Origin of the sequence: Gordonia pseudamarae, from assembly GCF_025273675.1 — a bacterium.
Lineage (GTDB): Bacteria > Actinomycetota > Actinomycetes > Mycobacteriales > Mycobacteriaceae > Gordonia > Gordonia pseudamarae.
Genome location: NZ_CP045809.1, coordinates 2,391,603 through 2,415,622, shown reverse-complemented (window position 1 = coordinate 2,415,622; position 24,020 = coordinate 2,391,603). Strand labels below are relative to the sequence as shown.

Sequence of the window (24,020 nt, the reverse complement as noted above, 5' to 3'; positions counted from 1 at the left end):
CCGGTTACCTCCACCCAGGGGTGGATTCGTCCTCCGCCCACGGTCGAGTACCCAGTTCCACCCAAGGGCGGCTGAACTGCGGAAACGATCCTCATACCGTGGTGTGCAGAGGGAAACGCAACCCGTGTCTCCCTACCGACGAGAAGGAGAATCCGATGTGGTGGGTACTGATCAGTATTGCCGCGATCCTCGTCATTGCCGGGCTCGCGCACAACTCGGGGAGCCTCGACTACGGTCAACGTGAGATCGACGCCACGATCGACCAACGGCACCGGCAGGACGAACAGCGCGCCCGACGTGCCCGACGCGAGGCCGCCGCCGAGAAGCGGCCGCAGCCATCGGCCACCCGGGTGCGGCCGCGCCACCTGCCACTGATGGGCCCGGCAACGATCTATCGTTGAACACACCGCGACGATCTAGGAGCTCCGAGACATGAATCTCCTCACCGCCCCCTCGATCTCCATGCCCGGCGCCACCCGGCTCTGGCATCATCGCGGAGCCGACGTCAGGTCCGGGATCACCGGCGGCGACGAACGCGCGGCTCCGCTGGAGACATCGGCACCCGACGACGTGCGATCGGTACTCACCCGCCCATCCACCTCACCGGGTGTGCTGGCCCGGTCCATCCGCCTCGTCCGGCGGCCGGCGGACATGTTCTTCGCCGATGCCGCCGAGAATTCGGGCGTACTGCGCTACGAGGTCGCGGGCGGGCCGGGCCGGATCGCGATCCTGTCCCATCCGGCACACATCAAATCGTTGATGACCGCCGACCCCCGGCTGGCGCCGTCGGCCACCCGGATGTCACCGCTGGCCCCGATCGTCGGGAGTGAGTCGGTGCTGACCTCGGTCGGCGCCCGGCACCGTCGGCAGCGTTCGATGTTGCTACCGCGCTTTCACGGGAAGGCGGTGGCCGCCTACCGCGACGGTATCGACACCGCCACCGCCAAACACATCGACGCCTGGCCGGTCGGCGAACTCGTGCCGGTCGCCGACATCGCCCAGCAGATCACGCTCGACGTGATTTTGTCGGCGGTGTTCGGCCTTCCCGACGGCATCCCCACAACATCGGCCGAACGCGACCTGCGGGCCACGACGCTGCGCCTGCTGAGGTGGTCGGCCAGGCCTGTGGCCACACTCGCCCAGCTGCTCAACTCGCGTTCGGCGAGTCCGGTCGGTCTCACCAAGGTGGTGCTGCGGCCGATGGACCGAGCGCTCTACCGGGTGCTCGATGAACGCCGCGCCCAGCCGGACCCCGATCGCAGTGATATCGCTCAGCTACTGCTCGACACCCGGGACGAGGACGGAAACCCCCTGCCGGACAGCGAAATCCGCGACGAGCTCGTCACCCTGCTACTGGCCGGGCACGAGACGACGACCAACGCCGTGGCGTGGACCTTCGAGCGGCTGACCCGGCATCCGGAGGTGTATGCCCACGCCCGCGAAGCCGCGCTCGCCGGCAATGACAACTACATCGACGCCCTGCTCAACGAGTCGATGCGCGCGCGCCCGGTGGTGCCGCTGGTGGCGCGGACGCTGATGGTGCCGTGGCAGTTCGGGTCACAGCGGGTGGAGGCCGGGGTGTTCGCGGGGGTCAGCATTCTGCTGCTGCATCACCGCGATGATCTGTACCCGCGGCCGTTCGCGTTCGATCCCACCCGGTTCTTCGACATCCGGCCCACCGCGCACACCTTCATGCCGTTCGGCGGCGGTATCCGCCGATGCCTCGGCGCGCCGCTGGCGATGGCCGAGCTCAACACCGTGGTGACCGAAATCCTGCGCCGCGTCGACCTGGAGACCACCGATCGGCCCGCCGAACGTCCGCAGCACCGCAATGTCACCATGATTCCCGCCGACGGGGGCCTGGTGCGGGCCCGTTCGATCGGCTGACCCTCAGATCCCTGGTGCGGGCCCCCGGGGGTGGGGCGTATCGCTGTCCGGGACGATCGGAAACAGGGCACGACAGGCAACTGTTAGCCTTACCGTAAATGCCGATCGTGTGCCCGAGAGGATCCCGATGAGTGACGCCCCGCCCCCCGTTCTGCCGCTGGTGACCCCGGAGACCGAGTTCTTCTGGACCTCGGGCAAGGACGGGGTGCTGCGGGTCCTCCAGTGTGATTCGTGTACGGCACTGATCCATCCGCCGAAGCCGATCTGCCCGCGCTGCCGGTCCTGGGAGCAGCACGCGCAGGAGCTCTCCGGCAACGGAATCGTGTTCGGCTACACCGTCAACGAACGGTTCGGCCTGCCCGGCATCCCCCCGCCGTACGTGATCGCGGAGGTGGCCCTCGACGAGGACCCACGGGTGCGGCTGACCACCCGCATCACCGGCTGCGAGCCCGATCAGGTGCACCTCGGGCAGCCGGTCGAGGTGGTGTTCGACCAGCAGGGCGACGCCTCGGGCGACGTGTGGTTCCCGCTGTTCCGACCACGCACCGACGACACCGTGATCCGGGAGATCCCCGACGACGAGATCGCACCGCAGGACTACCCGGCACGGGTGCGGCCCCGCGCGTCGAGCACCAAGTTCGAGGACAAGGCCATCATCAGCGGCGTGGGTGCCTCCGGCATCGGCCGGCGCCTGGGCAGGCCGCCGCTGGCGCTGACCATAGAGGCGTGTGAGCGCGCCGTCGCCGATGCCGGACTGACCTTCGACGACATCGACGGCCTGTCCACCTATCCGGCGGGCACCGCCGACGGCGGCTACAGCGAAGGCGGGGTCACCGCGCTCGAATCGGCCTTGCGGATCAACCCGACCTGGTACAACGGCGGCGGCGAGACCTTCGGGCCGGGCGGCTCGGTGATCGCGGCGATGATGGCGGTGGCCACCGGCCTGGCCCGGCATGTGTTGTGTTTTCGCACCGTGTGGCAGGCCACCAACGACGACTGGGTCAAACAGGGCCGGCTGCCGCGGCCGGCGATGGGCCGCGCGTCGGGGCTGATGGGCTGGTCGATGCCGTTCGGTGCCATCTCCGCGGCCCACACGCTCGCCCAGACCGCGCACCGTCATTTCCACAAGTACGGCACCACCAAGGAGACCCTGGGCTGGATCGCGCTGAACCAGCGCGCCAACGCCGCGCTCAACCCCGAGGCGATCTACCGGGACCCGCTGACCATGGACGAGTACCTCGCGGCGCGGTCCATCACCACCCCGTTCGGTCTGCTCGACTGTGATGTGCCGTGCGACGCGTCGGTCGCGGTTATCGTCTCGGCCGCCGACACCGCCGGCGATCTGGCGGTCACGCCGATCCGGGTGGAGGCCGTGGGCACCCAGATCATGGAACCGCTGCCGTGGGATCAGTCCACGTCCACCCACGAGCCGCAGGTCCTCGGGCCGGCCTCGCATCTGTGGACACGAACCGACCTCACACCCGCCGACGTCGACATCGCCCAGCTCTACGACGGTTTCAGTTTCAACTGCCTGTCGTGGATCGAGGCGCTCGGCTTCTGCGGAATCGGTGAGGCCAAGGACTTCCTCGACGGCGGCCACAACATCGCCCGCGACGGCATCCTGCCGCTGAACACGCACGGCGGTCAGCTTTCTCACGGCCGCACCCACGGGATGGGTCTGTTGCGTGAGGCGATCGTCCAGCTGCGCGGTGACGCGGGGGAGCGGCAGGTGTCCGGCGCCAAGGTCGGTGTGGTCTCCAGCGGGGGTCTGACCCCCAGCGGGGTGATACTCCTGCGCGCCGACTGACCGCCGCGGTGCGTGCCGGTCCGGACGTGGGCCGGTCGGGGGGCCGGCCGGGGACGGCGCGAAGCTACACCGACAGGATCTACACCACGAACGCCTCGGTGGCGGCCTTGGTGGCGCCGGCCGCGTGCAGGGGACCCGCGCCGTTCTCGGCCTCCAGGAGCGCCAGCAGAATGTGTTCGGTGCCGACGTAGTTGTGGCCGAGCCGCAACGCCTCCCGGAAGCTCTGTTCCAGAACCTTCTTGGCGTCGGCGCTGAACGGTACCAGTGCGGGCGGCCGTCAACCATAGGTTGACAACCAACGACCGTCAACCCTTGGTTGACGTCAGCTTGTTCCGAGAACGTGACCGAGGACAGATCCGGTCGCGCCGGTCAATGCTGCACCGAGTGAGGTTCAAAGTGTGGGCCGCCCGCGGCGAGACCGCTAGTGGGTATCGCCGTTAGTTCGTCGGGGGTCTGGGAGCCAGGTGGTGGGGTCGTTGAGGTAGAGGCCGCAGGCGGTGTCGAGGGCTTGCTCGGGGGTGCCTGAGGGCCAGCCGGTGGGGAGGACGGCTTGTTCGTAGTCGTTGTGGCTGGCGCGGTAGATCGCGAAGCCCCATTGGTTGGCCGATCCGGCGTAGCGCAGCCGGCATAGCTTCACCTCCTCGCCGTCGGTGAGGGTGGCGTCGATGTAGGCGAACCCCGCACGGTAGCGGGTGTGCAGGGTCTGGATCTGGGGCCAGCGTTCGGCGGCGCGGGCCAGGAGCTTTTGCCGTAGCGAGGTCTGGGTCGAGTCGGGGATCTTCGCCATGATTCTCATCATCGTGGCATCGTCATGTGCTGCCTTGATCTGTTCGGTGTCGGCGTGGCGTCTTGGCCTCCGGCGGCTCGGAGCGTCAGAAATGGATGTGACTCTCACCAGTGCTGACGTCGTGGTCCTCACCGATGAAGAACGACATGTCCTGACACGCCGCGCGAACGCCGCGAAATGCCCCCATCGCGATCTGCTGCGTGCCCGGATCGTGCTCGCTGCTGCTGACGGTGTCGCGAACGCCCAGATTGCCCGCGACGTGGGGGTCTGCGAGGACACCGCCCGCCGCTGGCGACATCGCTTCTGCGTGCAGCGTCTTGACGGGCTTAAGGACCGGCCCCGATCAGGGCGGCCACCGGTGTTCACCCCGGTCGAGGTTGCCGAGGTCAAAGCACTCGCGTGCACGCGACCGGCCGACCACGATCTGCCGTTAACGAGGTGGTCGACCGCCGAACTCAGCACACACGCGGTTGCGGCCGGGCTGGTGCGGCCAGTCTCGCCGTCCACGATCGGCCGGTGGTTGGCCGCCGATGCGATCAAGCCGTGGCAGCATCGGTCCTGGATCTTTCCCCGCGACCCCGACTTCGCGGTCAAAGCAAGTCCGGTGCTGGACCTGTACCAACGGCAGTACAACGGTGTCGAGCTCGGCGCTGATGAATACGTGATCAGCGCCGATGAGAAGTCCCAGCTGCAAGCCCTCAGGCGGCGTCACCCCGAAACACCCGCGGCACCAGGGCAACCACGCAGAGTCGAGTTCGAGTACCGCCGCGGTGGCACGCTGGCCTACTTCGCTGCCTACGACGTCCACCACGCCCAGGTGCATGGAATGACAGCACCGAAGACCGGGATCGTGCCGTTCACCCACCTCGTGAAACAAGTGATGACCCAGGAACCGTATGCCTCAGCGAAGCGGGTGTTCTGGATCGTCGACAACGGTTCCTCCCACGCCGGGCAGGCATCGATCGACCGGATGCGTGAGGCGTTCCCCAGCGCGGTCCTGGTGCACCTGCCCGTACACGCTTCGTGGCTCAACCAAGTCGAGATCTACTTCTCGATCCTGCAACGCAAAGCCATCACCACCGGCGACTTCACCGACCTCGATGACCTCGCGCAACGAATCCTCGCCTTCGAGGACCGCTACAACCAGAACGCTGAACCCTTCGGCTGGAAATACACCCGCGACCACCTCAACCGCCACCTCAACCGACTCAACAACGACGGCACCCTCCGCCAAGCGGCGTGACCCCCGACGAACTAACGGAGATGACCACTAGCGTCGGCGGCGATCCGCGCCGGGCACCGCCCTGGCCGCCCCGATGAGGTCCCACTCGATTCCAGCCAACTCGATTCCAATCAAAACCAAGGAGCACGCCATGACCCAGTCAGCCACGACCGCACTCAACGGTGTCGATCGCGAAGCCGTCGGCGGCCTGGTGGAGGCCGTCACCGCGAAGGTCACCATCGACTCCCCGGCCTCACGGGAACAACTGGAGGGACTGCACACCAAGGTGCTCGCCAGTTCACCTGTCGGACACACCATCGGAAACGCGGTCCCGGTGGACATCCGGCTGGCCTAGACCGAACCCACCCGGTGCCTCACTGCGGCGGGCGGCCGTCGACCCCGGTCGCGGTGCTGGCACGGTCCTCGTAGTCGCGGCGGGCATCGGTGTCGAAATCGAGGAAGACACGATCGGTGCCAAGACGCTTGTTGAACCAGCGACGCCCGCGCGGGGACAGCATCGTGAGGAACGGGGCGAAGAAGCGGGTGAAGCCGGGCACGGTGACGTGCGTCTTGGGCTTGTGGAGCAGTTTCACGATCGCCGCGGCGATATCGGACGGGGGGACGGGCTTGCCTGCGGCGCCGGGATCGGTACCGGCGATGAGCCGGGTGGCGGTGAACGGCGGCATGACGACGCTGACGTCCACGCCATGCGGCGCGACCTCGTCGGCAAGGGCGGTGGTCAGGCCGACGACGGCGTGTTTGGTGGCCGCGTACACCACCTGCCCGGGGACGGCCACCAGTCCGGCGCTCGACGAGATATTGACGATGTGGCCGCTGCGCTGCTCGATCATCGCCGGCAGCGCCAACCGGCATCCGTGGAGCACGCCGCACAGATTGACCTCGACCGCGGCGCGGATGGTCTGGTCGGGCTGACCGAGGAAGGCGCCGATCGGCATGATCCCGGCATTGTTGATCAGGACGTCGAGCCTGCCGTCGCCGAAGGTACGAGCATGGTCGAGGAACGCGGCGAACGATTCGGCGTCGGTGACATCCAGAGGGTGGCCGCTGACCTGGCCCCGAGCCGACAGTTCGCTGACGGCGACGCCGAGCTGGGCGAGGTCACGATCGCCGATCACCACCCGCGCACCGGCATCGAGCAGTGCCTGCGCGGTGGCCAGCCCGATGCCCCGCGCGGCACCCGTGATGGCAATGGTCCTGCCGGCGATGGGCCTCATATCGTCCTCCCGGAATTGTGATCGATCCCCGCAAGGGATCGCCTTGCTCGACAGTACAACAGTAACGCTTACCGCTTAGGCATCGGTTGGGGGCGGCGACAGAGCCACCAACCGACTAGTGCCCGATCCGACACGCGTGGTTCAACGCCACCGAACGCGGTGTCGGTAAGGCGTGGGAGACTACCCGGGGCCGAATTCCCGTCGGCCCGGTGACCCTACGGCAGCGAGAGGCGGTGAGGATGAGCGAGCAACAACCGGCGGTGCTCGCGGCGTGGCAGGAGAACCTGTCGATCCAGAAGTCGGCGGCGGTGCGACTGTTCGCGGCCACCAACTCGGCCCTGTACGTCACGCTGATGGAACGGCACCTGGATTTCGGCTCGCGGCTCACCGAACCCGAACTCACCGCCCGCCTCGACAGTGACATGACCGAACTCGACGTCGAGGACACGGCGACGGGCCTGGACCTGATCAAACTGTGGGCGCGCAACGGGTGGCTGCACCGGGTCAGCGACACCTCCGACGCGGTGGCACCCAACATCTGCTATCTGACCGCGGACGCACGTTCGGTGCTCGACTTCATGCGGCGCCGGCGCCGCGAGGACAGTGTGGCCACCGGCGGCTCCATCAGCGGCATCGCCGCCGGGCTGCACCGGGTGGCCGGGCAGGTGACCGGTGACCCCGACCAGATCCGTGAGGACCTGCACAGCCAACTAGCCGACCTCGACGCCGAACTGGCGGATCTGGACGCCGGTGTGCGCCCCGAACCGGATCTGCAGATCGCCACCGACGAGGCTCGCGCCATCGCCTACCAGATGGAGCAGGTGATCTCCGACATCGCCCAGTACGGCACCATGCTCGACCGCATCACCACCGCCCTGCTCGACGATCCCAGCGACTCCGACCTCGTCTACCGCGACCGGCAACGGCAACTGTTCGACGACTACGAGATCCTGCTCGGATCGGCGCAGAGCGCGTCGTACCACGCGTTCACCCGGATGATCCAGGACCCGGAGCAACGGGCCCGGCTGACCGGCGACATCGAGACCGTCACCCGCAGCCTGCCCGACATGGAGCCGGGGCTGCGCGCGGTGATGACCGACTTCTTTCCGCTGATCAGCGAACAGATGGCCGAGGTGGGCCGCACCCGCCGACGCTGTGCCCGCCGGATCCGCCGGTTCGTCGCCGCCGGAACCCTCGAGCAGAGCCGCGGCATCGCCCGCCAGCTCGGCGACGCACTCGCCACCGCCAACGATCTGCTCAAGACCTCACTGGCCGATCGGCGCCTGGGCTACGAGATGCCACTGGCCACCCCCGACCTCACCTCCATCGGCCGGGTGGTCTTCGAGATCCGCGACCCCGCACCGCCGCCACCGGCACTGCCGGGCGACTGCGGCGGTGATCTGAGTTCGTTCGCCTCCCTCGCCGGGCAGGTCGACACCGTCGAACTCACCGACCTGGTCAACCGGGCCGTCTCCGCCGGTCCCATCGCGCTGCCCGATGTGCTCGAGCGCCTCGACGAGGCCTATCTCGCGCACGTCATCGTGCTGTGGTCACTGGCCCTCACACAGCCCGGCTCCGCGCCGACCACGACCGAACTGGTGCGTTTCCGCTCACTCGAAGGCGACGACCGCGTCATCGAGATCCCCGCCCTGGTGTTCTCCGAACCCATCCCGACCGCCGACATCCCGACCGCCGACATCGAAGATCGACGAGGTCTGAGGTACCCATGACCGACACCACCACCACAGACGTTCCCGACGAGTTCGCCGGCTACGACGACCTGCCCGCGGTACCGCTGACCTCGGCCGACCACGGACCCACGGTGCCCAGGTTCGACGGCGACGTGAGCGAGCTGCCCGACCGTGCGTGCTGGGCGCTGCAGAACCTGCTGACCCGCCGCCACATCAGCGGTGAACGCCAGCCGCAGTTGTGGTCGTGGGTGGCCGAGTTCGCCGACGTCCTGCGCGTGCGCCTGTCCGAACTGGATCTGCGGCTGCGAATCGTCGACGAGTTGCAGATCGCGTTCGTCGAACAGGTCGGCTACGACTCCCGGTGGGGCAAAAGACTGCTCAAACGCGAAACGATCAACACCTACGACGCGATTCTGGCGCTGCACCTGGCCAAGTACATGCGCGCCTCGCATGAGGAGAACGTACTGGTCACCCGCGAGGACATCCACGAGATGTTCGCCGGCGTCACCAACACCATCGACCGCGACCTGGCCGCCTTCGACAAACGCATCGACCGCGCCGTCGACAAGATGGAGGAGATGGAGTTCCTGCGGGCCCAGCGCGACGACCCCGATACCTTTGTCCTGAGCCCGGTGATCACCGCGGTGATGACCGCCTCGGTGATCACCGACTTGCAACGGCAATTCGAGCAATTCATCTCCTCCGGCGCCGACGCCGACACCGCAGAGGGCGACGCCGCAGAGGGCGACACCACCGACATCGACACCACCGGGGCCCGGACGACCGACACCGACGGTGCTGGCGACCTGCCGCAGGACCGCCTGAACACGACGCAAGGAGCGCACTGGTGAGCGATGTCGACCACTACCACCTGTCGCGACTGCAACTGATCAACTGGGGCGTGTTCGACGGCTATCATTCGATCCCGTTCAGCACCAACGGATCTCTCATCACCGGCTCGTCCGGCAGCGGCAAATCGTCTCTGCTGGATGCGATTTCGCTGGCTTTCCTGCCCGACCACCGCCGCAACTTCAACGCCTCCGGCGACGCGACCGCCGCCGGCTCCTCCAGCGGCAAACGCACCGTCGGCAAGTATGTGCGCGGCGCGTGGGGAGAGCGGCGCAGCGGCTCGGGCGCCACCCGCGAAATCATGTACCTGCGCGGTACCGGACCGGCGTGGGCGGCGATCGCCGTCACCTACACCTCCACCTCGGGTTCGTCCATCACCGGCCTGGTCCTCAAATGGCTGACCGCGGGCAAACTGACCGACGCGCACAGCTCCTACTTCATCCACGACGGCGACACGGACATCGCGGCCGTGTGCAACGAATGGGCCTCCGGCGGCTACAACACCGCACGGTTCCGTGAACACGGCTGGCGCGGCGGGCCGGGGGAGGGCAAATACCTGGCCACCCTGTACTCGCTGATCGGGATCCGCGGGTCCGACGCCGCCCAGCAACTGCTCGGCAAGGCGAAATCACTCAAGAGCGTCGGCGGCCTCGCCCAGTTCGTGCGCGAGTTCATGCTCGACGAACCCCGCAGCCTCGTCGGCGTCAAAGATGCGCTCGACCAGATCGACCCGCTGGTACACGCCCGCGAACTGCTCGACGTGGCCCGCCGCAAACGCAACATCCTCGGCAACATCGAGGAAGTCCAAGAACGGTACGCGGCCGAATCGGCCACATTCAACGTGCTCGACACCATCGACACCGCCACGGTGCGCACCTACCTCAACAATCTGCGACTGCGCACCGCCGGGCCCGAGATCGCCGACCTCGACGATCAGATCGCCCGCCTCGACGGCGATCTCACGTCACTGACCGCCCAGCACGACCAGCTGCGCGCCGATCACAGCAACCTTCTCTCCAGAATCTCCACCTCCACCGGCGACCTCGCGCCGCTGCAAGAACAGCTGGCGGCGGCGCAGAAATTCGCCGGCGAGGTCGCGATCAGACGCACCAACTACGAACATCGAATCGCCGCAATGGGTTTCGAGCTGCCCGATAACGGCGAACAGTTCTGGGAACTGCGCGATCAGCTGATGGACGATGCCACCCGCATCGACAGCCAACTCGAAGCGGGCAAGGCGCAGTTCGCCGAAACCCTCGCCCACGAGGTGGCGGTACGCGGGCAGCGCGACGCGGTGGCCACCGAACTCGACCGGGTGGTGCAGGCCGGGTCGACGCTGCCGCGCGCCGAGCACGAGATGCGCCGCATGCTCGCCAACCATCTGCAGGTCGACGAGTCCGAACTACGCTATGTCGCCGAACTGGTGGAGCTACGTCCCGACGCCGGCCGCTGGCGGCTGGCGGTGGAAAAGGTGCTGCGCGGGGCCGGCCTGCGACTACTGGTGCCCGACGACCATTTCCGTGCCGCGCTGCGCTATGTGAACAGCCACGACATGCGCGGACGGATCCAACTCCACCATGCCGAACGGCACACGATGCCCACCCCCGAACCGGGCACCCTCGGCGCCACCCTGCGAGCGGTCGACCCCGACCATCCGTGCGCCGCAGAAGCACTCACCATCCTGATGCGAATGGGAAGCCATGTGTGCGTGGATGATCCGGCCGAGTTCCGAAACCACTCCACAGCGGTCACCGACCAGGGGTTGCGCAAGGACTCGGCGAAACTGGCGGTCAAGGACGACAGGCAGGCACTGCGGCCCTCGCAGTACATCTTCGTCGGCAACGTCGACGCCAAGATCGCCGCGCTGCGTGAGGAACTCGAACACGAGCAGGGCCTCTACGACGCGGCGCACCAGGCCAGCGCCGCCATCGACCGCGACCGCACCGAACTGCAGCAGCGGCGCGACGCCTACCGCCGGGTGTGCGAACAGTTCACCGCATGGAGCGAGATCGACACCGACACCGCCGACGAACGCGTCGACGCCCTCACCGACCAGTACGAACTGCTGATGGATGCCAACCCGGACGTGGAGGCACTGCAACGCAAGGCCGAGGACATCTGGGAACAGGTACGCGGCGCCATCTCGCAGGCCGCGCTGGTACGTGACAAGATCGCCACCCACGACCGACGGCGCACCCAGCTGCTCGATCTCACCGACCGGCTGACCCGGGAAGACATCACCGATCAGGCCGCGGCCACCCTCGACGGGTTCCGCGAGGAATCACCGGCGGTGCTCGATGTGCTCGCCCCCGAGCCGTATCGGCGCGAACTGATGAAAGCGGTCAACCGCGACCGGGACCGGATGCGCGCCGACGCCCGCCGCTCCCGCGACGAGTTGGCCCGCATCGTGGCCTCCTACGACGAGGAGTTCCCCGACGCCATCCCCAACGACAGCGACGACTTCGACGAACGCGTCCACGACTACGTGTCGGTGTGCCGGCGCATCGATGACCGGGAACTGCCGACCGCCTACGAGCGGATGCGCCGACTCATCACAGAACAGGCCCCCGGCGCGATCCTCAACCTGCACATGGCCGCCGACGCCGAGGAACGGCGCATCGTCGACCAGATCGAGCGCGTCAACTCCGGTCTGGGTTCGGTGGCGTTCAACCGTGGCACCCGGCTGCGGTTGCAACCGGGCAGCAAAACCCTGCCCGCGGTGGCCGAACTCAACGAGAAGGCGCGGCAGATCTCCGCCCGCACCACCGCCGTCAGCTTCGGCGACGAACAGGCGATCCTGGAGCAGTACTCCGACATCCTGCTGCTGCGTCAACGGCTGGCCGGGGACACCCCGGAGGATCGGGCGTGGACCCGGGACGCACTCGATGTGCGTAACCGGTTCGACTTCTACTGCGAGGAACGCGACTCGGCCAGCGGCGACATCATCCGCACCTACTCCAACGCCGGCGACAACTCCGGCGGCGAGCAGGAAAAACTGATGGCGTTCTGCCTCGCCGGTGCGCTCAGCTTCAACCTCGCCGCCCCCGACAGCGACGACAACCGGCCACTGTTCGCACAGCTGATGCTCGACGAGGCATTCTCCAAATCCGATCCGCAGTTCGCCCAGCAGGCGCTGTCGGCGTTCCGCAAGTTCGGTTTCCAGCTCGTCATCGTGGCGACCGTACAGAACACCAGCACCATCCAGCCCTACATCGACAATGTGGTGATGGTGTCGAAAACCGAGGACGTCGACGGTCGGCCCACCGCATCGGCGCTGTCGACATCGATCCAGGGATTCACCGAGGTCCGCCGCACCACCGCGAACCGGCTTCCGGTCTGAACACCTTCAACCCGGTAGTTGAGGTGTGAGCGTGTGAGCCTCGAAACCCGGTGAGCGAACAATGTCATCTCACGGGGTTTCGAGGCTCGTCGCTAACGCTCGTCGCACCTCAACCGGCGGATGGGCGGCACCTGCTCGGAGCCATCGGAGGTGAACTACGTGGCGGCCTCGGCGAGGGCACTGTTGAACGTGGCGCTCGGGCGCATCACGGCGTCGGTCTTGGCGTTGTCCGGGGCGTAGTAGCCACCCAGATCCACCTCGGCACCCTGCACCGCGGCCAGTTCGGCGACGATCGTGTCCTCCTCTGCGGTCAGCTTCTCGGCCAGCGGCGCGAACCGGGCGGCCAGCTCGGCGTCCTCGGTCTGCGCGGCCAGTTCCTGCGCCCAGTACAGGGCGAGGTAGAACTGGCTGCCCCGGTTGTCGAGCTCACCGGTGTTGCGGGAGGGGCTCTTGTCGTTCTCGAGCAGTTTGCCGGTCGCGGCGTCGAGGGTCTTGGCGAGCAGTCCGGCCCGGGCGTTGTCGGTCTTACGGCCCAGATCCTCCAGGCTGACCGCCAACGCGAGGAACTCGCCGAGCGAATCCCAGCGCAGGTGATTCTCCTCGACCAGCTGCTTGACGTGCTTGGGCGCCGAACCGCCGGCGCCGGTCTCGTACAGACCGCCACCGGCCATCAGCGGCACGATCGAGAGCATCTTGGCGCTGGTGCCCAGTTCCAGGATCGGGAACAGGTCGGTCAGGTAGTCGCGCAGGATGTTGCCGGTCGCGGCGATGGTGTCCATACCGCGCACCACTCGTTCGAGCGAGTAGCGCATCGCGCGCACCTGCGACATGTGCGAGATGTCCAGACCTTCGGTGTCGTGATCCTGAAGGTAGGTTTCCACCTTCTTGATCAGCTCGTTCTCGTGCGGGCGGTACGGGTCGAGCCAGAACACGACCGGGGTACCCGAGTTGCGGGCGCGGTTGACCGCGAGCTTGACCCAGTCCCGGATGGGGGCGTCCTTGACGACGCACATCCGGAAGATGTCGCCCTCTTCAACGTTCTGGGACAGCAGTACCTCACCGGTAGCGATGTCGACGATGTTGGCCACACCGTCGGCCTGGATCTCGAAGGTCTTGTCGTGCGAGCCGTACTCCTCGGCCTTCTGCGCCATCAGACCCACGTTGGGCACGGTGCCCATGGTGGTCGGATCGAACGCGCCGTTGGTCTTACAGAAGTTGACCACCTCCTGGTAGATGCGCGCGAACGTCGATTCGGGGTTGACCGCCTTGGTGTCCTTGGTGCGGCCGTCCGCGCCGTACATCTTGCCGCCGGCCCGGATCATCGCCGGCATCGAGGCGTCGACGATGACGTCGGAGGGGGAGTGGAAGTTGGAGATACCGCGCGCCGAGTCGACCATCGCCAGTTCGGGCCGGTGCTCGTGGCACTCGTGCAGGTCGTCGATGATCTCTTCGCGTTTGGACGCCGGCAGCGTCTCGATCTTCGAGTACAGATCGGACAGGCCGTTGTTGACGTTGACGCCGAGTTCGTCGAACAGTTCCCCGTGCTTGGCAAACGCGTCCTTGTAGAAGGTGCGTACGGCGTGACCGAACACGATGGGGTGTGAGACCCGCATCATGGTGGCCTTGACGTGCAGGGAGAACATGACGCCAGTCTTGTAGGCGTCCTCCATCTGCTCCTCGTAGAACTCGATGAGCGCCTTCTTGCTCATGAACATGCTGTCGAAGACGTCGCCCTTGCCCAGGGACACCTTCGGCTTGAGGACGACGGTCTCGCCGGTGGCGGTGACCAGTTCCATCCGCACGTCCCGATCGCGGTCGGTGGTCATCGACTTCTCGCCGTGATAGAAGTCGCCGTGGCGCATGTGCGCGACGTGCGTGCGGGAGGCCATCGACCATTTGCCCATGCTGTGCGGATGCTTGCGGGCGTACTCCTTGACCGCCCGGGGCGCACGACGATCGGAGTTTCCTTCGCGCAGAACAGGGTTGACGGCGCTACCGAGACACTTGGTGTACCGTTCGCGGATCTCGCGTTCGGCATCGGTGGTGGGGTTCTCCGGGAAGTCGGGGATGTCGTAGCCCTTGGCCTTGAGCTCTTTGATGGCGGCGATCAGCTGCGGCACCGAGGCGCTGATGTTGGGCAGCTTGATGATGTTGGTGTCCGGCGACTGGGTCAATTTGCCGAGTTCGCCGAGGTTGTCGGGCACTCGCTGTTCCTCGGTCAGGTTCTCCGGAAACTCCGCCAGCACGCGGGCCGCAACCGAAATATCACTGGTTTCGATATTGATCCCAGCCGCACCGGTGAAGGTCCGGATGACCGGCAACAACGCGTGTGTGGCCAGCATCGGTGCTTCGTCGGTCAGGGTGTAAATGATGGTCGGCTGCTCCACGTGCATGTCCCGCTTTCGTCTCCTGTTGTCCGGTTCGGTCACGATCAGTGGCCCGAACCGTTGAGCGTTACCAGTATCACTTGTCGAGGGTGGTCGTGCCCAAGCGCACCCTTGTGTCAGTGGCCCGGCACACCCTCCCCTTGACCTTATCGAGCCCGGCGGTCGAGGTACGGCCGAACCGGGGCGCGGCGGTGTCGTGTGGATCACCCGCGTGCCCCACGGACCGGACGGCGTGCCGATACGCTGACTGCATGCAGGACTACGGGCTGGATCTGCGCACGTGGATTCACCAGAACTCACCGGTGCCCGTCGCGGCGGCGTCGGCGGTGCTCGCCGGCATCGCGGCCGAACTCGACGCCGCACACGCCCGGGGCATCGCGCACGGGCAGTTGGACGCGGGCTCGGTGCAGATCGTCGACGGCCGTGCAGCGATGCCGTCGGTACGTATCACCGGGCCCGGCGGTTCGGGCGCGTTCGCCGCGCAGGGGATCGACGACCAGCAGGCCTTCGGCGCGCTGGCCCGGGAGATCTTCACCGGTTCGGTACACGGCCGCATCGTGCAGAGCCGACCCGATCTGTCACCGGAGGTCGATCGGCTCATCGACCGGGCCCAGGCACCCGATCCGGTGACCCGGTTCGGCACTTGCGGCGAGTTCTCGCACGCGGTCATCACGGCGCTGCATCCGGCGACGCAGACCCATCAGATGCCGCCGGCGGGTACGGGCGGCGTCCCGGTGGTGGGCGCGTCGTGGGGACCACCGGATCCGTCGGTCGGTCCTCCCACCCAATCTGGTCCTCCCGCCCAATCCGGTCCGCCCGCCCAGTTCGGGGAGTCCGGTCCGCAGTTCGGGGCATCGCCGTACCAGTCGGCCCCTCAACACCAGCAGGGTTCCGACCCCCGGTGCGCGCCGGGAACCGCGCCGATGTCGGGCCCTCAGTATCTCGGCGGCAATCAGCAGAATCCGTACGGGCCCGGCGGTTACGCCGGTGGGCCCACCGGCGGCCGGCAGCAACCCGGCACATCCAGGACCGCGCTGTGGGTGTCGCTGGCGGCGATCGTGCTGGCGGTGGTTGTGGTCGCGGCGGTGCTGGCCGTGGTCACACCGTGGGACGGCGACGACAGCACCTCACCGACCCCGACAACGCCGAGCATCACCCTGGCCGAGGAACCGGCCGACTGCACCTACGACGACCAGGCGGCGGCCAACCGCACAGGTGACCTGCGGCAGGGACAGATCAGCATTCCCGCGGCGAACCTGCCCTCGTCGACGGGCTGGCAGGGGATGTCGACGTTCCAGCCGCCGTACTCGTCGCGGTCCATCGCCGTCGGGGTGTCGGGCAGGCCCACCGACAACTGGATGGCCGGGATCACCATCGGGGAACTGAACCGCCTGGCCACGGGCAGCCCGGTGACCGTGGCCCGGTCGGTGATCGGCTGCCTGCCCAAGAGCAACGGATATTCCAATACCGGTCCGGCGACCCCGGAGATCACCGAGGTCACCGAACGCGACTTCGACGGGATTCCCGGTGCGATCGTCAAGGCGACCATCCGCACCGCGAGTTCACCGGAAGGCGTCACCGGCGACGACGTGATCGTGCTGATCGCGGCCACCACCCCGAAGGTGTTCGCCGTCGCGACGGCGGGGATCGGGGACACCCGGACCTACGCCGAGATCGAGTCGGCGATCAACGCGGTACAGATCACGCCCACCACATCCACCTCCTGAGTCGCCTCGGTGTCGTCGGTCGCGATGATCGGTGCCGTCGGCCACTACCTACTACCGTCATGACCGGGCGGTCGGGCCCAGATCAGGACGGGCCCAGATCTGGACGGGCACAGATCAGTTCTGCGATCGCCAGACTCGATGTGAGACCGGGTGATTCGATACCGAACAAGTTGATCACGCCGGCGACGCCGTGATCGGCCGGACCCGAGATCAGGAAGTCGGCGGCGGGCGCACCGGGGCCGCTGATCTTGGGCCGGATGCCCGCGTAGTCGGCGACGAGCTCACGGCCGGCCACCGCGGGCCAGTACCGCCCGACGGCCGCGGCGAAGTCCCGCGCGCGCTCGGGGTCCACGGTGTAATCGAGGCTTCCGGACCCGCCGGCGTCGAGCCACTGCACGTCGGGCCCGAACCGGGCCTGGCCGGCCAGATCGAGGGTCAGGTGCACACCCAGACCGCCGTCGACGGGAAGCGGGTAGACCAGGCGCGAACACGGCGCCGGACCGGCGGCGAGCCGAAAGTAGTTGCCTTTGGCCAGGTGCCGGTGGGGGACCGCGTGCGGGGCGAGGCCGACGACGGCCCGGGCCACGTCCCAGGCGCCCAGGCCCGCGGCATTGATCATCAGCCCACAGGCCAGTGTCCCGGCGCCGTCGACGTCCACGATGAGACCGCCGGTGCCGGGGCGGGCGCCGGTCACGGTGCTGCGGTAGGCGATGTCGGCGCCGGCATCGAGCGCGTCGGCGAGCAGCGAACGCATCAGGGCGGCGGTATCGACGATGCCGGTCGACGGTGAGAGCAGCCCGGCAACGGCGGTGATCTCCGGTTCGAGTGCGTGGGCCTGGGCCGCGTCGACCTCGCGGATATCGGTCACGCCGTTGGCGGTTGCGGCCACGGCGAGGGCACCCAGGCGCTCGCGCTGGTTCTCTGCGGTGGCCACGATCAGTTTGCCGATCCTGCCGTGTGGCACGGCCCGCTCGGCACAGTATCGGTAGAGCAGTTCCCGCCCGCGTACACACAGGCGCGCCTTCAGGCTGCCGGTGGGGTAGTAGATGCCGGCGTGGATGACCTCGGAGTTGCGTGAACTGATCCCGGTACCGATGGTGTCGGCGCTCTCCAGGATCATCACGTCGCGGCCGGCCGCGGCGAGGTGCCGGGCGATGGCCAGCCCGATCACCCCGGCGCCGACGACGACCACGTCGGCCCGGTCGGTCATGGCGTCACCTCCTCATCGGTGGACGGCCGGTCCGACCTGGCACTACGCCCGATCGTGAGGCCACTTTCGCAAAAAGGTACAACGCCCGGGCGCCGCGAACGGAGCGCTTGCCGATGTGGGCCCTACGCCACCATGGCGCAGGGAATACGGAAAGTGCTACCGTTGGATATACGGTATAGGAACGCAGGTGTACCGCACGGTGGCGGGCGGACCCGGCGGACTCAACCGCCGACGTGAGAGTTATTCACAGGCAACACGATAGGGAGAACGCAAGCGATGACGAAGCTGGATTACATGGCGGTCGACGTCGACAATCACTACTACGAGCCGCTGGACGCGTTCACTCGGCACCTGCCCAAGGAGTTCCGGTCGCGCGGGGTGCAGATGGTGCGCAACGGCAAGCGCACGATGACCGTGATCGGGGATCGGGTCAACCACTTCATCCCCAACCCGACCTTCGACCCCATCGTCGAACCCGGCTGCCTGGACCTGCTCTTCCGCGGTGAGGTTCCCGAGGGCGTCGACCCGGCCAGCCTGATGAAGCTCGACAGCCTCACCGACCACCCCGAGTACCAGAGCCGCGAGGCGCGGGTGAAGATCCTCGACAGGCAGAACCTGGAAACGGTGTTCATGCTGCCGACGTTCGCGTGCGGCGTGGAGGAGGCGCTCAAACACGACATCCCGGCCACCATGGCGTCGCTGCACGCGTTCAACCTGTGGCTCGACGAGGACTGGGGATTCAACCGTCCCGACGGCCGGTTCCTGACCGCACCGATGATCTCGCTGGCCGATCCCGATGAGGCGGCCAAGGAGGTCGACTTCGTGCTGTCCCGCGGCGCCAAGCTGGTGCTGGTGCGCCCGGCGCCGGTGCCCGGCGTGGTCAAGCCGCGTTCGCTGGGCGACCCGCTGCACGACCCGGTGTGGGCGCGGCTGGCCGAGGCGGGCGTTCCGGTGGGCTTCCACCTCAGCGACAGCGGCTACCTGGCGATCAACGCGATGTGGGGCGGCAAGGACCGGTTCGAGGGCTTCGGCCGACGCGACCCGCTCGACAACGTGCTCTCCGACGACCGCGCCATCCACGACACGATGGCGTCGATGATCGTGCACCAGGTGTTTACCCGCCATCCCAAGCTCAAGGTGTGCAGCATCGAGAACGGCTCGTACTTCGTGTACCGACTCATCAAGCGGCTCAAGAAGTCGGCCAACAACGCGCCGTACCACTACAAGGAAGACCCGGTCGAGCAGCTCAAGAACAACGTGTGGATCGCCCCGTACTACGAGGACGACGTGAAGCTGCTGGCGGCCACGATCGGTGTCGACCGCATCCTGTTCGGCTCGGACTGGCCGCACGGTGAGGGCCTGGCCGATCCGACGAGCTTCACCGCCGACATCCCGCAGTTCCCCGAGTTCAGCTACGAGGACACCCGCAAGGTCATGCGCGAGAACGCCCTTGACCTGGTCGGCCTGAACGTGGCGGCAGCCGCGACGTAGTCCGCCCCGGCAGTCGCCGACGATGCCCCACCCGCACCTGCGCGGGTGGGGCATCGTCGTGTCCGCCGACACCCACCGGGGGTGTCGGCGGGCCCGGTGGTCAGGCACTGAGGCGTCAGACGGTGAGACCAGCGGTGAGCAACACGGCCAGTTCACGGTAGGCGTGGGCGTCGTCGAGTCCGGTGGCCTCGCGGATCCGCCCCTGCTGGATACGGGCCATCGTCACCGCCGCGACGTCGGCGGCGAAGGCGGCGTGTACGTCCCGGAATTCGCCGCCGCGCACACCGTCGGCGATGAGTTCGGCAACCCGCGCGGCCGCGATCCTGGTGTTCTGCTCGTAGACCTCGCGTGCCGGCGCGAAGCCGTCGAGGTCGGCCATGAACTGAGCGGATGCGGTGCCGAGTGCTCTTCCTACGGCCGACACGTAGGCGATGATCCGATCACGGGCCCCCTCGGTGCGGGCCACCTGGGCCTCCACATCGTCGGTGGCGCGGCGGAAGAAGTGGATAGTGGCGGCCCGCACGAGCTGTTCCTTGCTTCCGGCGAGGGTGTACAGCGTCGATTTGGAGCATTTGAGGGATGCCGCGATGTCATCGAGCGTCAGGTGCGCAAACCCCTCGGCGAGAAGCAGCCGAACGAGCGCGTCGAAGAGTTCGGTACGTCTGCGCGTCGCGAATCGTGGCTCGGTCATGCCCGAAATAGTACTGAGGAACATCTTGCAGTACTAGTGGGTATCGCCGTTAGTTCGTCGGGGGTCTGGGAGCCAGGTGGTGGGGTCGTTGAGGTAGAGGCCGCAGGCGGTGTCGAGGGCTTGCTCGGGGGTGCCTGAGGGCCAGCCGGTGGGGAGGACGGCTTGTTCGTAGTCGTTGTGGCTGGCGCGGTAGATCGCGAAGCCCCATTGGTTGGCCGATCCGGCGTAGCGCAGCCGGCATAGCTTCACCTCCTCGCCGTCGGTGAGGGTGGCGTCGATGTAGGCGAACCCCGCACGGTAGCGGGTGTGCAGGGTCTGGATCTGGGGCCAGCGTTCGGCGGCGCGGGCCAGGAGCTTTTGCCGTAGCGAGGTCTGGGTCGAGTCGGGGATCTTCGCCATGATTCTCATCATCGTGGCATCGTCATGTGCTGCCTTGATCTGTTCGGTGTCGGCGTGGCGTCTTGGCCTCCGGCGGCTCGGAGCGTCAGAAATGGATGTGACTCTCACCAGTGCTGACGTCGTGGTCCTCACCGATGAAGAACGACATGTCCTGACACGCCGCGCGAACGCCGCGAAATGCCCCCATCGCGATCTGCTGCGTGCCCGGATCGTGCTCGCTGCTGCTGACGGTGTCGCGAACGCCCAGATTGCCCGCGACGTGGGGGTCTGCGAGGACACCGCCCGCCGCTGGCGACATCGCTTCTGCGTGCAGCGTCTTGACGGGCTTAAGGACCGGCCCCGATCAGGGCGGCCACCGGTGTTCACCCCGGTCGAGGTTGCCGAGGTCAAAGCACTCGCGTGCACGCGACCGGCCGACCACGATCTGCCGTTAACGAGGTGGTCGACCGCCGAACTCAGCACACACGCGGTTGCGGCCGGGCTGGTGCGGCCAGTCTCGCCGTCCACGATCGGCCGGTGGTTGGCCGCCGATGCGATCAAGCCGTGGCAGCATCGGTCCTGGATCTTTCCCCGCGACCCCGACTTCGCGGTCAAAGCAAGTCCGGTGCTGGACCTGTACCAACGGCAGTACAACGGTGTCGAGCTCGGCGCTGATGAATACGTGATCAGCGCCGATGAGAAGTCCCAGCTGCAAGCCCTCAGGCGGCGTCACCCCGAAACACCCGCGGCACCAGGGCAACCACGCAGAGTCGAGTTCGAGTACCGCCGCGGTGGCACGCTGGCCTACTTCGCTGCCTACGACGTCCACCACGCCCAGGTGCATGGAATGACAGCACCGAAGACCGGGATCGTGCCGTTCACCCACCTCGTGAAACAAGTGATGACCCAGGAACCGTATGCCTCAGCGAAGCGGGTGTTCTGGATCGTCGACAACGGTTCCTCCCACGCCGGGCAGGCATCGATCGACCGGATGCGTGAGGCGTTCCCCAGCGCGGTCCTGGTGCACCTGCCCGTACACGCTTCGTGGCTCAACCAAGTCGAGATCTACTTCTCGATCCTGCAACGCAAAGCCATCACCACCGGCGACTTCACCGACCTCGATGACCTCGCGCAACGAATCCTCGCCTTCGAGGACCGCTACAACCAGAACGCTGAACCCTTCGGCTGGAAATACACCCGCGACCACCTCAACCGCCACCTCAACCGACTCAACAACGACGGCACCCTCCGCCAAGCGGCGTGACCCCCGACGAACTAACGGAGATGACCACTAGTTCGCGATCAGTACTGTGCACAGTAATTCAGTACTCCACAACGTTCGAGAGGTGTGCCATGGCCGTCGACCGGCTCCTACCCAACGACGAGGCGCGCGACCTGATCGCGCTGACCCGCGACATCGCCGACAAGGTGCTGGCACCGATCGCGGACGGCCACGAGAAGTCCGAAACCTACCCCGACGGGGTGTTCGCCACCCTGGGCCAGGCGGGGTTGTTGAGCCTGCCGTATCCGGAGGAGTGGGGCGGAGGAGCACAACCCTACGAGGTGTACCTGCAGGCCCTGGAGGAATTGGCCGCCCGCTGGGCGGCGGTCGCCGTCGCGGTCAGCGTGCACAGCCTCGCCTGCCATCCGCTCATGGTGTTCGGCACCGACGAACAGAAGCAGCGGTGGCTGCCGGAGATGCTCGGCGGTTCCACCATCGGCGCCTACAGCCTGTCCGAACCGCAGGCCGGTTCCGATGCGGCGGCCCTGACCTGCACCGCGACCGCCGCCGACGATGGCAACAGCTATGTGGTCAACGGCAGCAAGGCGTGGATCACCCACGGCGGAATCGCCGACTTCTACAACCTGTTCGCGCGCACCGGTGAAGGTTCCAAGGGAATCTCGTGCTTCCTGGTCCCCAAGGACACCGACGGGCTCAGCTTCGGCAAGCCCGAGGAGAAGATGGGCCTGCACGCGGTCCCGACCACCGCCGCCCACTACGACAACGCGGTCGTCCCCACCGAACGACGCATCGGCGCCCAGGGCCAGGGCCTGCAGATCGCATTCAGCGCACTCGACTCGGGCCGACTGGGCATCGCCGCGGTCGCCGTGGGCATCGCACAGGCCGCGCTCGACGACGCCGTCGCCTACGCGCAGGAACGAACCACGTTCGGCCGCAAGATCATTGACCATCAGGGCCTGGGCTTCCTGCTGGCCGACATGGCCGCCGCCGTCGACTCGGCCCGAGCCACCTACGTCGACGCCGCCCGCCGCCGCGACGTGGGCCTGCCGTACTCGCGCAACGCATCGGTCGCCAAACTCGTCGCCACCGACGCCGCGATGAAGGTCACCACCGATGCCGTGCAGGTATTCGGCGGCTACGGCTACACCCGCGACTTCCGTGTCGAACGCCTCATGCGCGAGGCGAAGATCACCCAGATCTTCGAGGGCACCAACCAGATCCAGCGCCTGGTGATCAGCCGAAACCTGAGTTCGGGCGCCTAGCCCACATCTATTCGACTACAGAAAGAATTGCCATGAAGATCGACAGTTCATCCGTCGCCGTCATCTCCGGCGGAGCCTCCGGCCTGGGCAACGCCACCGCCCGCGCGTTGCACGAGCGGGGAGCACAGGTCGTGCTCCTGGACCTGCCGTCCTCGGACGGACACGCCGCGGCCGCCGCGATCGGCCCCACCGCACACTTCGCCGCCGCCGACGTCACCTCGGCCGACGATGTGGCCGCCGCGATGGACTTCGCGGCCACCCTGGGCCCGGTGCGCGTCGTGGTCAACTGCGCCGGCGTGGCCACCCCCGGCAAGGTCCTCGGCCGCAAGGGCGTTCTCGCACTCGATGCCTTCGAGCGGGTCGTGCGCATCAATCTGATCGGAACGTTCAACGTGATCCGGCTCGGCGCGGAGAAGATGTCACAGACCGAACCCGTACCCGGCGATCTGACCGGTGAGCGGGGCGTGATCATCAACACCGCCTCGGTTGCCGCGTTCGACGGGCAGATCGGCCAGGCCGCCTACGGCGCGTCCAAGGGTGGGGTGGCGGCGCTGACCTTGCCGGTGGCCCGGGAACTCGCCGACCACCTGATCCGGGTGGTGACCATCGCACCGGGCATCTTCGAGACGCCGATGATGGCGGGGCTGCCCGAGGAGGCGCAACGATCCCTCGGGGAGCAGGTTCCGCACCCGTCGCGACTGGGCAAACCCGCCGAATACGCGGCCCTGGCCCTGCACATCGTCGACAACCCGATGCTCAACGGCGAAACGATTCGCCTCGACGGCGCGATCCGGATGGCACCCCGCTAGTCGT

Annotated in this window: 19 protein-coding genes and 1 pseudogene; 13 read left to right on the top strand and 7 right to left on the bottom strand. The window is 67.2% G+C overall.

Annotated elements, in window-relative coordinates; translation table 11 throughout:
- Positions 1–155 precede the first annotated feature (155 nt).
- The 3 genes from GII31_RS10685 (at position 156) to GII31_RS10675 (ending at position 3,694) form a co-directional block, all read left to right on the top strand.
- The gene (locus tag GII31_RS10685) at positions 156–401 is read left to right on the top strand and encodes a hypothetical protein (RefSeq protein ID WP_213249352.1); all 246 of its coding nucleotides are present in this window, start codon (positions 156–158) and stop codon (positions 399–401) included.
- A gap of 31 nt (positions 402–432) precedes the next feature.
- A complete protein-coding gene (locus tag GII31_RS10680; protein WP_213249349.1) occupies positions 433–1,887 on the top strand; it encodes a cytochrome P450 in 1,455 nt (484 codons plus the stop codon).
- A gap of 127 nt (positions 1,888–2,014) precedes the next feature.
- Positions 2,015–3,694 (top strand): thiolase C-terminal domain-containing protein, encoded by a 1,680-nt coding sequence (locus GII31_RS10675; protein ID WP_213249347.1) that lies wholly within the window; start codon positions 2,015–2,017, stop codon positions 3,692–3,694.
- Positions 3,695–3,773: 79 nt separating this feature from the next.
- Here GII31_RS10675 and GII31_RS10670 read toward each other — a convergent pair.
- Both GII31_RS10670 and GII31_RS10665 read right to left on the bottom strand, forming a co-directional pair.
- Positions 3,774–3,968: pseudogene (locus GII31_RS10670) on the bottom strand (Clp protease N-terminal domain-containing protein); the annotation flags it as partial.
- A gap of 147 nt (positions 3,969–4,115) precedes the next feature.
- Positions 4,116–4,481: a hypothetical protein gene (locus tag GII31_RS10665; protein ID WP_213243997.1), complete on the bottom strand. Its 366-nt coding sequence runs from the start codon at positions 4,479–4,481 to the stop codon at positions 4,116–4,118.
- Positions 4,482–4,572: 91 nt separating this feature from the next.
- Between GII31_RS10665 and GII31_RS10660 the strand changes: the two genes are divergently transcribed.
- Entirely contained in the window at positions 4,573–5,724 is a 1,152-nt protein-coding gene (locus tag GII31_RS10660; RefSeq protein WP_246221877.1) for an IS630 family transposase, read from the top strand.
- A gap of 130 nt (positions 5,725–5,854) precedes the next feature.
- Entirely contained in the window at positions 5,855–6,058 is a 204-nt protein-coding gene (locus GII31_RS10655; protein WP_246222212.1) for an OsmC family protein, read from the top strand.
- 19 nt (positions 6,059–6,077) lie between these two features.
- Here the strand turns inward: GII31_RS10655 and GII31_RS10650 are convergent, their stop codons facing one another.
- Positions 6,078–6,938 carry an SDR family oxidoreductase gene (locus tag GII31_RS10650; protein ID WP_213249343.1) on the bottom strand — a complete coding sequence of 287 codons (861 nt, stop codon included), beginning with the start codon at positions 6,936–6,938 and terminating at the stop codon, positions 6,078–6,080.
- A gap of 239 nt (positions 6,939–7,177) precedes the next feature.
- Between GII31_RS10650 and GII31_RS10645 the strand changes: the two genes are divergently transcribed.
- The 3 genes from GII31_RS10645 to GII31_RS10635 are packed head-to-tail and all read left to right on the top strand — an operon-like array spanning position 7,178 to position 12,818.
- Positions 7,178–8,668, top strand: coding sequence for a DUF3375 domain-containing protein (locus GII31_RS10645; RefSeq protein ID WP_213249341.1), 1,491 nt, complete (start codon positions 7,178–7,180; stop codon positions 8,666–8,668).
- Positions 8,665–9,480 (top strand): DUF4194 domain-containing protein, encoded by an 816-nt coding sequence (locus GII31_RS10640; RefSeq protein WP_260840425.1) that lies wholly within the window; start codon positions 8,665–8,667, stop codon positions 9,478–9,480. The genes GII31_RS10645 and GII31_RS10640 overlap by 4 nt, the downstream gene beginning before the upstream one ends.
- Entirely contained in the window at positions 9,477–12,818 is a 3,342-nt protein-coding gene (locus GII31_RS10635; protein WP_407649955.1) for an ATP-binding protein, read from the top strand. The genes GII31_RS10640 and GII31_RS10635 overlap by 4 nt, the downstream gene beginning before the upstream one ends.
- A gap of 155 nt (positions 12,819–12,973) precedes the next feature.
- Here GII31_RS10635 and GII31_RS10630 read toward each other — a convergent pair whose 3' ends face one another.
- Complete coding sequence (locus GII31_RS10630; protein WP_213249339.1) at positions 12,974–15,211, bottom strand: NADP-dependent isocitrate dehydrogenase; 2,238 nt, start codon at positions 15,209–15,211, stop codon at positions 12,974–12,976.
- A gap of 245 nt (positions 15,212–15,456) precedes the next feature.
- Here GII31_RS10630 and GII31_RS10625 point away from each other — a divergent pair, with 245 nt between their 5' ends.
- The gene (locus GII31_RS10625; RefSeq protein WP_213249337.1) at positions 15,457–16,932 is read left to right on the top strand and encodes a serine/threonine-protein kinase; all 1,476 of its coding nucleotides are present in this window, start codon (positions 15,457–15,459) and stop codon (positions 16,930–16,932) included.
- 82 nt (positions 16,933–17,014) lie between these two features.
- Here the strand turns inward: GII31_RS10625 and GII31_RS10620 are convergent, their stop codons facing one another.
- Complete coding sequence (locus tag GII31_RS10620) at positions 17,015–18,142, bottom strand: NAD(P)/FAD-dependent oxidoreductase (RefSeq protein ID WP_260840424.1); 1,128 nt, start codon at positions 18,140–18,142, stop codon at positions 17,015–17,017.
- A gap of 276 nt (positions 18,143–18,418) precedes the next feature.
- Between GII31_RS10620 and GII31_RS10615 the strand changes: the two genes are divergently transcribed.
- Positions 18,419–19,633, top strand: coding sequence for an amidohydrolase family protein (locus GII31_RS10615; RefSeq protein ID WP_213249333.1), 1,215 nt, complete (start codon positions 18,419–18,421; stop codon positions 19,631–19,633).
- 115 nt (positions 19,634–19,748) lie between these two features.
- Here the strand turns inward: GII31_RS10615 and GII31_RS10610 are convergent, their stop codons facing one another.
- Together GII31_RS10610 and GII31_RS10605 are read right to left on the bottom strand one after the other, a co-directional pair.
- A complete protein-coding gene (locus GII31_RS10610; RefSeq protein WP_213249331.1) occupies positions 19,749–20,324 on the bottom strand; it encodes a TetR/AcrR family transcriptional regulator in 576 nt (191 codons plus the stop codon).
- 33 nt (positions 20,325–20,357) lie between these two features.
- Positions 20,358–20,723, bottom strand: a complete 366-nt coding sequence (locus GII31_RS10605) for a hypothetical protein (protein ID WP_213243997.1) — start codon at positions 20,721–20,723, stop codon at positions 20,358–20,360.
- Positions 20,724–20,814: 91 nt separating this feature from the next.
- Here GII31_RS10605 and GII31_RS10600 point away from each other — a divergent pair, with 91 nt between their 5' ends.
- The 3 genes from GII31_RS10600 (at position 20,815) to GII31_RS10590 (ending at position 24,016) form a co-directional block, all read left to right on the top strand.
- Entirely contained in the window at positions 20,815–21,966 is a 1,152-nt protein-coding gene (locus GII31_RS10600) for an IS630 family transposase (RefSeq protein WP_246221877.1), read from the top strand.
- 89 nt (positions 21,967–22,055) lie between these two features.
- Positions 22,056–23,207 (top strand): acyl-CoA dehydrogenase family protein, encoded by a 1,152-nt coding sequence (locus GII31_RS10595; protein WP_213249329.1) that lies wholly within the window; start codon positions 22,056–22,058, stop codon positions 23,205–23,207.
- Positions 23,208–23,239: 32 nt separating this feature from the next.
- On the top strand, positions 23,240–24,016 hold the full coding sequence (locus GII31_RS10590; protein ID WP_213249327.1) for a 3-hydroxyacyl-CoA dehydrogenase: 777 nt from the start codon (positions 23,240–23,242) through the stop codon (positions 24,014–24,016).
- Positions 24,017–24,020 lie beyond the last annotated feature (4 nt).

Coding starts and splice junctions, on each gene's coding strand:
- GII31_RS10685 (WP_213249352.1), top strand. CDS start 156: ATGTGGTGGGTACTGATCAGTATTGCCGCGATCCTCGTCATTGCCGGG.
- GII31_RS10605 (WP_213243997.1), bottom strand. CDS start 20,723: ATGGCGAAGATCCCCGACTCGACCCAGACCTCGCTACGGCAAAAGCTC.
- GII31_RS10650 (WP_213249343.1), bottom strand. CDS start 6,938: ATGAGGCCCATCGCCGGCAGGACCATTGCCATCACGGGTGCCGCGCGG.
- GII31_RS10600 (WP_246221877.1), top strand. CDS start 20,815: ATGGATGTGACTCTCACCAGTGCTGACGTCGTGGTCCTCACCGATGAA.
- GII31_RS10665 (WP_213243997.1), bottom strand. CDS start 4,481: ATGGCGAAGATCCCCGACTCGACCCAGACCTCGCTACGGCAAAAGCTC.
- GII31_RS10680 (WP_213249349.1), top strand. CDS start 433: ATGAATCTCCTCACCGCCCCCTCGATCTCCATGCCCGGCGCCACCCGG.
- GII31_RS10590 (WP_213249327.1), top strand. CDS start 23,240: ATGAAGATCGACAGTTCATCCGTCGCCGTCATCTCCGGCGGAGCCTCC.
- GII31_RS10595 (WP_213249329.1), top strand. CDS start 22,056: ATGGCCGTCGACCGGCTCCTACCCAACGACGAGGCGCGCGACCTGATC.
- GII31_RS10615 (WP_213249333.1), top strand. CDS start 18,419: ATGACGAAGCTGGATTACATGGCGGTCGACGTCGACAATCACTACTAC.
- GII31_RS10610 (WP_213249331.1), bottom strand. CDS start 20,324: ATGACCGAGCCACGATTCGCGACGCGCAGACGTACCGAACTCTTCGAC.
- GII31_RS10620 (WP_260840424.1), bottom strand. CDS start 18,142: ATGACCGACCGGGCCGACGTGGTCGTCGTCGGCGCCGGGGTGATCGGG.
- GII31_RS10645 (WP_213249341.1), top strand. CDS start 7,178: ATGAGCGAGCAACAACCGGCGGTGCTCGCGGCGTGGCAGGAGAACCTG.
- GII31_RS10640 (WP_260840425.1), top strand. CDS start 8,665: ATGACCGACACCACCACCACAGACGTTCCCGACGAGTTCGCCGGCTAC.
- GII31_RS10660 (WP_246221877.1), top strand. CDS start 4,573: ATGGATGTGACTCTCACCAGTGCTGACGTCGTGGTCCTCACCGATGAA.
- GII31_RS10625 (WP_213249337.1), top strand. CDS start 15,457: ATGCAGGACTACGGGCTGGATCTGCGCACGTGGATTCACCAGAACTCA.
- GII31_RS10675 (WP_213249347.1), top strand. CDS start 2,015: ATGAGTGACGCCCCGCCCCCCGTTCTGCCGCTGGTGACCCCGGAGACC.
- GII31_RS10630 (WP_213249339.1), bottom strand. CDS start 15,211: ATGCACGTGGAGCAGCCGACCATCATTTACACCCTGACCGACGAAGCA.
- GII31_RS10655 (WP_246222212.1), top strand. CDS start 5,855: ATGACCCAGTCAGCCACGACCGCACTCAACGGTGTCGATCGCGAAGCC.